The following is a 10,883-nucleotide window of genomic DNA, read 5'->3' on the forward strand; positions in this document are numbered from 1 at the left end:
GGAGCGGAAGCTGGGGATTCCATGGGAAAAGTCGGCAGTTGTCGGCGGCACACCCGATCATGTGCTCCGCGCGCCGACCAGATGCTCCAGCGCGAGCTGTGAGAGCCGCACGAATCCGTACCCCCTGGCCCCTACCGCGTCCGGATCGAAGTTCGCCTCGGCGGCCCGGAAGTCGGCCACCGACTCGCGGCGGGACAGCGTCGGCAGCAGGATCTCGTCGACCTTGGCCGCGCGCAGCGCCTCCCCCACCTCGGGATCGGCCCGGAAGGCCGCCGCACGCTCCTTGAGCAGCAGATAGGTCCGCATGTTGGCGGCCGCGCTGGCCCACACGCCGTCGATGTCCTCGGTGCGCAGCGGCTTGTAGTCGAAGTGCCGCGGGCCGGCGTATCCGGCCTGCTCCAACAGGTCCACCAGGAAGAACGCCGACAGCAGATCACCGTGGCCGAAGATCAGGTCCTGGTCGAACCGCGGGCCCTTCTGGCCGTTGAGATCGATGTGGAACAGCTTGTCCTGCCACAGGGCCTGCGAGATGCCGTGCACGAAGTTGAGCCCGGCCATCTGCTCGTGGCCGACCTCGGGATTCACGCCGACCAGTTCCTCGCGATCGAGGGTCGAGATGAAACCCAGGGCGTGGCCGATGGTCGGCAGCAGGATGTCCCCGCGCGGCTCGTTCGGCTTGGGCTCGATGGCGAACCTGAGGTTGTAGCCCTGGTCGACGACGTACTGCGTGAGCACGTTCATCGCCTCGCGGTAGCGGTCCAGCGCGGCACGGACGTCCTTGGCGGCGTCGGTCTCCGAGCCTTCACGCCCGCCCCACAACACATAGGTGCTCGCGCCGAGCTCCGCCGCCAGATCCACGTTGCGCAACACCTTGCGCAGCGCGAAACGCCGCACCGAGCGGTCGTTGCTCGTGAAGCCGCCGTCCTTGAACACCGGATGGGTGAACAGGTTCGTGGTCGCCATCGGCACGGTCATGCCGGCCTCGTCGACCGCCTTGCGGAAACGCCTCACCCGCTCCTCGCGCACGGCGTCGTCGGCGCCGAACGGAATCAGGTCGTCGTCGTGGAAGGAGACACCCCACGCGCCCAGCTTGGCCAGCCGGCGCACCGACTCGACGGGATCCAGCGCCGGCCGCGTCGGCTCGCCGAACGGGTCGTTCGCGCGCCAGCCGACCGTCCACAGACCGAAGCTGAATCTGTCCGCCGGTGTCGGGTCCGCGGCCACGTCGACCTCCATCTGGCTTAGTTAGTTAGCCGAACTTAAGCATCGGCCGCACAGGCAGTCAATGACGGCCCGATTGCCCCTCGGTGAACGCGGGTACCTGGTCAGGGTGAGTCCTAGCGAAGCTACGCCCTCGCCGCCAGTGGCCGGTAGATACGACCTGGTCAGGACGCTGGGTGCGGGCGGAATGGGCACCGTCTGGCTGGCGCGGGACCTGCTGCTCGGGCGGGACGTGGCGGTCAAGGAGGTCACCGGCCAGGGCGAGCGGGTGCTGCGGGAGGCCCGCGCCGCCGCCCGCATCGTCCACCCGAACGTGGTGATGGTCTACGACGTCGTCGAGCACGACGACCGGCAGTGGATCGTCATGCAGCACGTGGACTCCCGGACCCTGGCCGACGTGATCACGCTGGACGGGCCGCTCTCGCCGGATCGTGCCGCCGAGATCGGCCTTGAGCTGTTGTCGGCGTTGCGGGCCGCCCACGACAGCGGGGTGCTGCACCGGGACGTCAAGCCCGGCAACGTGTTGCTCGACGCCGCCGGGCACGCCTTCCTGGCCGACTTCGGCATCGCCAGCGCCGAGGGCGACAGCACCCTGACCGGCGTCGGCACCCTGGTCGGCGCGCCCGCCTACATGGCGCCCGAGCGGCTGCGGGGGCTGGAATGCGGGCCGGAGTCGGACTTCTGGTCGCTCGGCGTCACGCTCTACGCTGCTGTAGAAGGAATCGTGCCGTTCGACCGGGGCGATCCCCTGCCCACCATGACGTCCGTGCTCACCGATCCGGTGCCGGCGCCGACGCAGGCCGGGTGGCTGGCGCCGCTGCTGACCCGGCTGCTGGACAAGGACCCCGCCGGACGGCCCTCTTCCGACGAGATCTTCATGGCGCTGAGTGGATCACCGCTCGTGCAGACGACCGTGCCGATGCAGCCTTCTTCCGTGCCGATCCCGTCCGCTGCGCCGTCCGCCGCGCAACACCGGCGGCGGGCCCCGATGGCCGTCGGCGCTTTCGGCCTGGCGGCCGTGGCCGGCGTGATGTTCTTCCTGCTGCACACCGGGCCGCCGCCGGCCCAGCACAGCCAGTCGCCGGCCGCTCCCCCGTCGGCGACGACGACTTCCCATGCGCCGGAACAGATCGCGCCCGTGCGCGCCACGACTCGGTCGACGCGGTCGACCACCACCTCCACGACTCCTGCCGCCACCGGCGAGACCACCTCCACCGCGCCGACGACCACGACCGCGACCACCACGCCCGCTCCCGTGACCACCACGACCACACCCGAGAACACCAGCACCACGGCCGAGGAACAGACTTCCGTCGCACCCACAAGTTGATGTTGCTCGATGTTGTCGGGAGGGAAAGGTGAAGTGGTACGCGGATCGGCCGGGCCGGTTCCTGCGTCAGGTGCTCGCCGATGTCGTCGCGCTCGCGTGGATCGGCGGCTGGATCTGGCTCGGGTTCCAGGTTCACGACACCGTCCGGCGATTACGGGGCCCGGGTGACGGGCTCGTCAACGCCGGCAGCGGGCTGCGGGACACGTTCCGCGACGCCGCGGCCAGCGCCGGCAAGGTTCCCCTGGTCGGCGGTCAGCTGGCCGACGCGCTGGGCGCCGGCACCAATGCCGGCTCGACCCTGGTCAACGCCGGCAACGGGGAGATCGACACCGCCGAGAGCCTGGCCTTCTGGGTTCCCGTCGCGCTCGTGCTGGCCCCCGTGCTGTTCGCCCTGCTGATCTGGCTCCCGCTGCGCATCCGGTACGCCCGCTCCGCCGGCGCCGCCCGCAGTCTCGAACGCCTCGCCGGTGGCGAGGACCTCTTGGCCCTGCGAGCCCTGACCCGGCTGCCACTGCGCTCGCTGGCCCGCGTCAGCGACGATCCGGCCGGGGACTGGCGCAAGGGCCGCCGCCGGGTGATCGGCGAACTGGCCGCCCTGGAACAAAACGCCCTCGGATTGCGTCGCACTGGGTAGGAGTTTCCCGCTGTTTCGTGAGCTGGAGGAGTTGTGGTGCGCGTCGACGTCTGGTCCGACATCATCTGCCCGTGGTGCTACATCGGGCGGCGTCGGTTCGAGCAGGCCCTGGCCGGCTTCGAGCACCGGGACCAGATCGAGGTCGTGCACCACTCCTTCCAGCTCGACCCGACCTACCCCGCCGGCCGGACCGAGCTGTCCACCGAGATGCTCTCCCGCAAGTACGGCATGGACGTCGCCGAGGCCGCCGCCATGGAGTCCAAGATGGAGGCCACCGCCGCCGGCGAGGGGCTCGAGTACCACATGGACGGTCTGCACATCGGCAACACCGCCGACGCCCATCGCCTCGTGCACCTGGCCGCTTCCGCGGGTCTCCAGGACGCCATGGTCGAACGCCTGTTCCGGGCCCACTTCACCGACCGCCGCTCCGTCTTCTCCCCCTCTTCGCTGGCCGCACTGGCCGTCGAGGTCGGCTTGGACCCCGCCGAGGTCGAGGCCGTCCTGTCCTCCGACCGCTACGCCGCCGAGGTCGAGGAGGACGCCGCCACCGCTTCGCGTCTCGGCGCCAACGGCGTGCCGTTCTTCGTGCTCGACATGCGCTACGGCGTCTCCGGCGCCCAGCCCACCGAGCTGTTCAGCCAGGCCCTCACCGAGGCCTGGGACACGTCCTCCTACGCCCGAAGTTGAGCCCCCTCATGCGCACCCCCAACCGCCCCACCTCCCAGCGCCCACCGGCCGGCCGCCCCTGGCCCCGCCGCCCCGAAGCCCGCACCGTCACCACCCGTTAGGCGGGCGGGGGACTCGCGCCCCACAGCAACCGGCACCAACGCTGGACTCGCGCACGCCAGAACCTGCACCATTCCTGTCCGACAGCGGGACTCGCCGGTGTGCCGGAAACCGCATTTCGGTGTGCCGGAGAGCGGGACTCGCGGGGGTTCAGTGCTCTGGCAGGTCGGCCGTCCGGGACAGCCAGCCGCTGCCGGCCTCGACCTGGGCCGCCACCGAGATCAGCGTCGCCTCGTCCCCCACCCGGCCCACCAGCTGAACCCCCACCGGCAGGCCCTCCGGCGTCCAGTGCACCGGCAGCGACATCGCCGGCTGGCCCGTCACGTTCTGCAACGGCGTGAAGGCCACGAACTGCATGGTCCGCTCGAACTCCTCGGCCGGGTCCCCCGACTCCGTGAACCACCCCTCCGGCCGTGGCGGCAGGGCCAGCGTCGGACACAGCACCAGGTCGTACCCGGCGGTCCGGTCGATGACCGCCCGCGCCTGCCCCTGCATCGCCGCGAGCAGCGCGAACGCCTCCACGCCGGAAATCCCGGCCCCGCGTTCCCGCAACATCCGCGTCACGGGCCGGAGCAGGGACTCCTTGCCCGCCGGCACGGGAGCCCCGGCGGCCTTGAGGGCCCACACCTTCACGAACAGCTCCGTGAGCGCGGGCCCGGAGGGCGTCTCGATCTCCTCGACCACATGCCCGGCGGCGACCAGCAGCTCCGTGGCCACGTCGACGGCCCGCACGCACTCCGGATCCACGGCGGCGCCGTTGGGCGCGGCGGTGAACCGGCCGATCCGCAGCCGCCCGGGGTCGCGGTCGGCCTCGGCCAAGTACGACCCGGCGGGCCGGGGCAGCGGCGCCAGCCCGCCCGATTTGTACGCAACGAGGGCGTCCAGGCCGGCGGCGGTGTCCCGCACGGTCCGGGTCAGCACGCCCCGTACGGCCAGCTGCGCGGGGTCCGGCGGCGTCGGCCCGGACGACTCCCGGCCCCACGACGACTTCAACCCGACCAGCCCGCACACGCTGGCCGGGATGCGGATCGAACCGCCGGCGTCGCTGCCCTGCGCGATCGGCACCAGCCCGCCGGCCACGGCCGCGCCGGCCCCGCCGCTGGAGCCGCCGGCCGAGTACCCGAGGTTCCACGGCGTCCGCGGCTCGGCGCCGAAATCGGTCGCCGAGTGGGCGGTCAGCCCGAACTCCGGGGTCGCGGTCTTGCCCAGGCTGATCAGGCCGGCCCGCCGTAGCGCCGTGACGACGTCGGCGTCCAGCGGCGACCGGAAGCCCACCAGCGCGCCCGAGCCGAACGCGGTCGGGGCGTCCCGGGTGATCGACAGGTCCTTGATCGCCGTCGGCACGCCGTGCAGCGGCGGCAACTCCTCGGCCGGCGTGCCCATGACCGCCTGTTCGGCCTCCTCGGCCTGCTCACGGGCCAGTTCGGGGGTGAGCGTCACGAACGCGTGCAGGAGGCCGTCCAGGCGTGAGATGCGGTCCAGGTGGTGGTCGACCAGCTCGACCGGGCTCACCGTCCGTGAGCGGACCGCGGCCGCCTGCTCCAGCGCCGACAGCTCGTGCAACTCGGCCACGCGCGTCCCCCGTCTAGGCTTGAACCATGAGCATCCTGGATCTTCAGCTGACCACACTCGACGGCGAGGCGACCACCCTGGGAGCGCTCGGTGACAAGGCGCTACTCGTCGTGAACGTGGCCTCCCGCTGCGGCCTGACCCCGCAGTACGCCGGCCTGGAGCGGCTGCACGAGCGCTACGCCGACCGCGGCTTCAGCGTCGTGGGCGTGCCCTGCAACCAGTTCATGGGCCAGGAGCCGGGCAGCGCCGAGGAGATCCAGAGCTTCTGCTCCACCACGTACGGCGTGACGTTCCCGATGATGTCCAAGATCGAGGTGAACGGCGACGAGCGGCACCCGCTCTACGCCGAGCTCACCCAGACCTCCGACGCCGAGGGCGCGGCCGGCGACGTGCAGTGGAACTTCGAGAAGTTCCTGGTCGCGCCGGGCGGCAAGGTGGTCGGCCGGTTCCGCCCGCGGACCGAGCCCGAGGACACCGAGCTGGTCGCGGCCGTCGAAGCGGTGCTGCCGGCCTGAGCTGTGGGGGCCGGGATCAGCTCTCCGACTTGGCGGCGCCCAGGTTCTGCACCTTGTTGATGTAGAGCTGGCTCCCGGCCCACTTCAGCCCGATGCCCACCGGTTGCACCGTCTTCGTGCCGTCCTTGGCCACGAGGTGCTCGTCGGCCTGGAAGAAGAAGTCGCCGGGCCGGATGTTGTCCAGCGTCACCGACTTCAGCCCGCTCATCTGGCTGACGAACGCGTCGGCGCCGCCGATGAAGTCCGGGCTGAGGTAGGCCGCCGCCGCGTTCTGGGCGTTGCCGGGCAGCTGCGCGTAGAACTCGGTGATCGCCTGCTGCTGCACGCCCTCGTCCGGCGACGCGGTGACCGGCTGCCGCGAGATGGCCGTCGCCGCGGGCGAGTTGGTCGTGGTCTGCGAGCTGCCGCCGGCCTGGGAGCCGCCGCCACCGCCGGACCCGCCCCCGGTGTTGTCCTTCATCTGATTGGTCACCACGATCACGCCGACTATCACCGCGATGACAATCGCCGCGGCGATGCCGATCAGCGGCCCGCGGCCCATGCCGCCCGACTGCTGCGGCCCCTTCGGCCGAACGGGCGGCATGGCGGTGGTCGAGGTGGACCGCGAGGGACCGCCGACCGGACGCTGGTCCATCCGCGTCGCCATCGGCGGCGCCGGACGCTGCGCGGTGGCCACCGTCGGCATGTGCATCTGCTGCGGCATCGGCATGGGCGGCGCGGGCTGGCCCGCGGCCACCGCACCCAGCGCATCCCGGCAGCGGACCATCGTCACGCGCTCGGTCGGCTCCGAGGACAGCAGCGACAGCAGCGGCTGCGTGAGCGGTCCCGCCTGCCGCGGCGGGTCGATCTGCCCGGACGCCACCTTGTGCAGCAGCGCCAACGGGTTGTCGCTGAGGCCGAACGGCGGAATGCCCTCCACCGAGGCGTAAAGCGTTGCCCCGAGGGAGAAAACGTCCGAAGCCGGTGTCGGGTCGTGGCCCTTGGCGATCTCCGGCGCGAGATAGGCCGGGGTGCCGGCGAGCATGCCGGTGGCGGTCACCGTGGAGTCGCCCTGGGCCCGCGAGATGCCGAAGTCGGTGATCTTGACCGTGCCGTCGTCGCCCAGCAACACGTTGCCCGGCTTGACATCCCGGTGCACGATGCCGGCGGCGTGCGCGGCGGCCAGCGCGGAGGCCACGTGCATGCCGATACGGGCCGCCTCCTGCGGAGCCAGCGTGCCCTGTTCCTCCAGCAGCTGCGACAGGCTGCGCGACGGCACGTATTCCATCACCAGCCACGGCATGCCGTCGCCCTCGTCCACGACGTCGAACACGGCGACCGCGTTGGGATGCTGAAGGCGCGCGGCGATCCGGCCCTCCCGCATGGCCCGGCGGCGCGCCTCCTCGGCGTCCGCCTCGCTCTGTCCCGGCTGCAGCAACAGCTGTTTGACCGCAACGGTGCGGTACAGCAGCTCGTCGTGCGCCTGCCACACGACGCCCATGGCGCCGCTGCCGATCCGTCGGCCCAAGCGGTAACGGCCCGCGACTACCCGGCCATCGACGGTCACGCCATCTCCTCGTTCATGGGTTCGCGCGTATGCGCTTGCGCCTGCCGAACCATGTCACCAGCCACGCGCGCCACGCTGCTGGGGCCACAACGGCAGACCGCCGTAGACAATACCCAGCCTTGCGCGAATGGAGGCATTGACACGGTGCGAAACCGTCTTCACTGTCGTCACACGCAACCGCGGTCCCGGCGGGGGGATGATCATATGAGACACGTGCGCGCGTTCGGCCTGACCGGCACGGCGCTGATGCTGCTCGCCGCGTGCGGGGCGGCGCCGCCGAACGCGCAGCCGGGGCCCGGCGTCACCCTGAACGTCTGGCTGATGAAGGAGAGCGCGCCCGACAACGTCATCTCCGAGCTCGACCAGCAGTTCCACACGCTGCACCCCGGCGTCGAGGTGAAGCTGACCACGCTGGAATGGCCCGGGCGGGACGCGCGCTGGCAGGCCGGGATGGCCTCCGCGACGCCGCCGGACGTGATGGAGATGGGCAACAGCGACGTGCTGGCCTACGCCAGCACCGGCAAGCTCACCGATCTCACCAAGCAGGATTTCGAGAACTCCGACACGTGGCTGACCGGTCTGCGCGACGCCGGCAGCTACCAGGACCGGCTCTACGGCGTGCCCTACTACGGCGGCGACCGCGTCGTCATCTACCGCAAGGACCTCTGGCAGCAGGCCGGGCTCGGCGATCCGCCGACCACGCTGGCGCAGCTCGAGGCCGACGCCGCGAAGTTGATGAACGCCAACAAGGCCGTGGATTTCTCCGCGCTGTACTTCCCCGGTCGCTATCAGTACGCGGCCCTGCCCTTCGTGCTCGACGCCGGCGGCGCCATCGCCACGCAGCAGAACGGGAAATGGACCGGCACACTGTCGTCGCCCAAGTCTCAGGCCGGGTTGCACACCTGGGCCGACTTCGTGGCGAAGGTCTCCCGCGCGCCCGCCGACAAGGACGAGACCAGCGACGTGGACGCCCTCGGCAGCGGCCGCGCCGCGATGATCATCGACCAGGGCGTGACGGCCAGCGCCGTGGCCAAGAAGTACCCCACGCTCGGTGAGCAGCTCGGCGTGTTCCCCATACCCGGGGCCACCGGCCCGATGCCGGTGTTCCTCGGCGGCTCCAACCTCGTCGTGCCCGCCGCCAGTCGCCAGGCCGATCTGGCCGCCGAGTGGATCCGGCTGCTGACCGGCACCCAGTACGAGGGCCTGCTCGGCCAGAGCGGCCTCGTGCCGAACAGCACCGGCCTGTCCACTTTTGTCAGCGGCGTCACCGCCGTCGAGCTGACCGCCGCCGGCAGAAGCTGGTTCACGCCGCTGTCCACCCGCTGGTCGGCCGTCGACAACGCCAACGTGATCCAGGACATGCTCGAATCCGTCTACAACGGCCGCGCCACCATCCCCGAAGCCACCACCGCCGCCGACACCAAGATCACCCAGCTCCTGAACACCCCCGGATAACCCCCGCGAGTCACGCTCTCAGGCACACCGAATGTCGGTTTGGGGCAGACCCCCGTCGTTACCGGCCAATCCTGTGGCGTCGGCGTGCTCGCAGACGTACCGGGACCACTTCTGCGTCAGGTCGGGGCGGCCGGCCAGGGCGAACAGGAACGCCATCTGGTGCACCGGCTGTCAGCTCGGCCCGCACCGCGTAGCGGTCGAGCTCGACGGCGTAGTAGCCGGGGCTCGCGTGGTGATTGCTCCGATGAATGGGCCCAGCAGGTCGACCGGAGCCGTAACGGTGGCGGCGTTAGCGGCGGGCGTTCCGCCCAGGCCGGCGGCCAGCGTCGACGCGCCGGTTCCACCCAGGAACCCCCGCCTGGTCACCGAGTTCCCGAATCAGACCTGGCACGAGCTCCCTCCGAATGCGACGGCGGCGGTGCCACGCCAGCTCAGGCCATCGGTTCGAAAGCGTCAAGATTAGGTCGGATGTATTTGCCATCCTGTCCGGTATTGTCCACCGCACCCGCCACAACGACGTGCCGAGTGGAGCAAGCCTGTGACAAGAAGACACCTGCTCGCGGCGATCGTGGCCGCGACGACGCTGGCGACCGTCGCGACCTCGGCCTCCGCCGCCACGGACGCCGCCAACCGACTGGCCACCTGGGCCCCGAGCATGACCATCGGCGGCCCCAACTTCAGCAACCAGACGATCCGCATGGTGGTGCACAGCAGCATCGCCGGCAGCTCGCCGCGGATCACCCTGTCCAATCTCCGCGGCACGACCCCGTTGTCCGTCGGCGCGGTCGATGTGGCGGTGCAGGGCGGCATGGCCACGGCCGTCGCCGGCAGCCACCACACCGTCACCTTCTCCCGCTCGAAAACCCTGACCATCGCGGCCGGCTCCGAGGCGGTCAGCGACCCCGTCCCGATGTCCGTCGCCGCCGGCCAGAACCTTCTGGTCAGCGTGTTCCTGCCCAAGGCGACCAGCTCCGCCACCTGGCACTCCGACGCCTTCGACACCACTTTCCTGTCCAATGCCGGCGACCACAGCCGGGACGACGGCGACGGGAACTACATCGCCGCAAGGACTTCCTGGTTCTATCTGTCCGGTGTGGACCTTGTGCCGACCACGGCCCGCAGCACCGTGGTGGCCTTCGGGGACTCCATCACCGACGGCTACAACACCCCGACCGGCGCCTACCAGCGCTGGCCCGACGACCTCGCCCGTCGCCTCGCCGCCGCCGGTGCTCCCCACGCCGTGGTCGACGCCGGCCTCGGCGGCAACCGCGTGCTCACCGACGTGCCCAACATCTGGCAGGGAATCAGCGCCCTCAAACGGTTCCAGCACGACGCCCTCGGCATCGCCGGCGTCCGCACCGTGATCCTGATGGAGGGCGTCAACGACCTGCACGCGGCCGTCAACACCGCCGGCGGCCCGCTCACCGCCGCCGACCTCATCGGCGGCTACCAGCAGCTCATCGCCCAGGCCCACCACGCGGGCGTGCGGATCATCGGCGGCACGATCATGCCCGACAACGAGCCCGCCGACCGCGAGGCCACGCGCCAGGCCGTCAACGACTGGATCCGCACCAGCGGCGCCTTCGACGGCGTCGTCGACTTCGACCACGCCATGGCCGACCCGGCCAACCCGCACAGCCTCAACCCGCCGTACAACTCGGGCGACGGCCTGCACCCCAACGCCACCGGCATGCAGGCCATGGCCGACGCCGTGGACCTCAAGCTGCTCCCCTGACGCCCTGACGATGCAGGGAAGGACGCCTTACCCTCGTTCAACGAGGGTAAGGCGTCCTTCCCTGCATAAGGGGAGCGTCAGCTCAGCTC

General features: G+C 70.9%; 11 protein-coding genes. 6 read left to right on the forward strand and 5 right to left on the reverse strand.

Annotation, left to right across the window (positions count from 1 at the left end; all coding sequences use genetic code 11):
- Nucleotides 1–57: 57 nt before the first annotated feature.
- Nucleotides 58–1,236 carry a xylose isomerase gene (xylA, locus tag AB0M73_RS24620; protein ID WP_363894477.1) on the reverse strand — a complete coding sequence of 393 codons (1,179 nt, stop codon included), beginning with the start codon at nt 1,234–1,236 and terminating at the stop codon, nt 58–60.
- Nucleotides 1,237–1,285: 49 nt separating this feature from the next.
- Here xylA and AB0M73_RS24625 point away from each other — a divergent pair, with 49 nt between their 5' ends.
- From AB0M73_RS24625 to AB0M73_RS24635, 3 genes are read left to right on the forward strand one after another with little or no spacing between them, the layout of a single operon-like run.
- Entirely contained in the window at nt 1,286–2,551 is a 1,266-nt protein-coding gene (locus tag AB0M73_RS24625; protein ID WP_363894480.1) for a protein kinase, read from the forward strand.
- 28 nt (nt 2,552–2,579) lie between these two features.
- Nucleotides 2,580–3,185, forward strand: a complete 606-nt coding sequence (locus tag AB0M73_RS24630; protein WP_363894483.1) for a hypothetical protein — start codon at nt 2,580–2,582, stop codon at nt 3,183–3,185.
- Nucleotides 3,186–3,221: 36 nt separating this feature from the next.
- The gene (locus AB0M73_RS24635; protein WP_363894486.1) at nt 3,222–3,872 is read left to right on the forward strand and encodes a DsbA family oxidoreductase; all 651 of its coding nucleotides are present in this window, start codon (nt 3,222–3,224) and stop codon (nt 3,870–3,872) included.
- A gap of 249 nt (nt 3,873–4,121) precedes the next feature.
- Here the strand turns inward: AB0M73_RS24635 and AB0M73_RS24640 are convergent, their stop codons facing one another.
- Nucleotides 4,122–5,543: an amidase gene (locus AB0M73_RS24640; RefSeq protein WP_363894489.1), complete on the reverse strand. Its 1,422-nt coding sequence runs from the start codon at nt 5,541–5,543 to the stop codon at nt 4,122–4,124.
- Between the two features lie 26 nt (nt 5,544–5,569).
- Here AB0M73_RS24640 and AB0M73_RS24645 point away from each other — a divergent pair, with 26 nt between their 5' ends.
- Nucleotides 5,570–6,058, forward strand: coding sequence for a glutathione peroxidase (locus AB0M73_RS24645; RefSeq protein WP_363894492.1), 489 nt, complete (start codon nt 5,570–5,572; stop codon nt 6,056–6,058).
- 16 nt (nt 6,059–6,074) lie between these two features.
- Here AB0M73_RS24645 and AB0M73_RS24650 read toward each other — a convergent pair whose 3' ends face one another.
- Nucleotides 6,075–7,604: a serine/threonine-protein kinase gene (locus tag AB0M73_RS24650; protein ID WP_363894495.1), complete on the reverse strand. Its 1,530-nt coding sequence runs from the start codon at nt 7,602–7,604 to the stop codon at nt 6,075–6,077.
- A 204-nt stretch (nt 7,605–7,808) separates the two neighbouring features.
- Here AB0M73_RS24650 and AB0M73_RS24655 point away from each other — a divergent pair, with 204 nt between their 5' ends.
- A complete protein-coding gene (locus AB0M73_RS24655) occupies nt 7,809–9,059 on the forward strand; it encodes an extracellular solute-binding protein (RefSeq protein WP_363894498.1) in 1,251 nt (416 codons plus the stop codon).
- An 18-nt stretch (nt 9,060–9,077) separates the two neighbouring features.
- On the opposite strand, the gene AB0M73_RS24660 is transcribed toward AB0M73_RS24655, so the two are convergent.
- Entirely contained in the window at nt 9,078–9,224 is a 147-nt protein-coding gene (locus tag AB0M73_RS24660) for a hypothetical protein (protein WP_363894501.1), read from the reverse strand.
- A 6-nt stretch (nt 9,225–9,230) separates the two neighbouring features.
- On the reverse strand, nt 9,231–9,425 hold the full coding sequence (locus AB0M73_RS24665; RefSeq protein WP_363894504.1) for a twin-arginine translocation signal domain-containing protein: 195 nt from the start codon (nt 9,423–9,425) through the stop codon (nt 9,231–9,233).
- A gap of 172 nt (nt 9,426–9,597) precedes the next feature.
- Here AB0M73_RS24665 and AB0M73_RS24670 point away from each other — a divergent pair, with 172 nt between their 5' ends.
- Nucleotides 9,598–10,794, forward strand: coding sequence for an SGNH/GDSL hydrolase family protein (locus AB0M73_RS24670; protein WP_363894506.1), 1,197 nt, complete (start codon nt 9,598–9,600; stop codon nt 10,792–10,794).
- Nucleotides 10,795–10,883 lie beyond the last annotated feature (89 nt).

The organism is Kutzneria sp. NPDC051319 (assembly GCF_040682195.1).
Taxonomy (GTDB): domain Bacteria; phylum Actinomycetota; class Actinomycetes; order Mycobacteriales; family Pseudonocardiaceae; genus Kutzneria.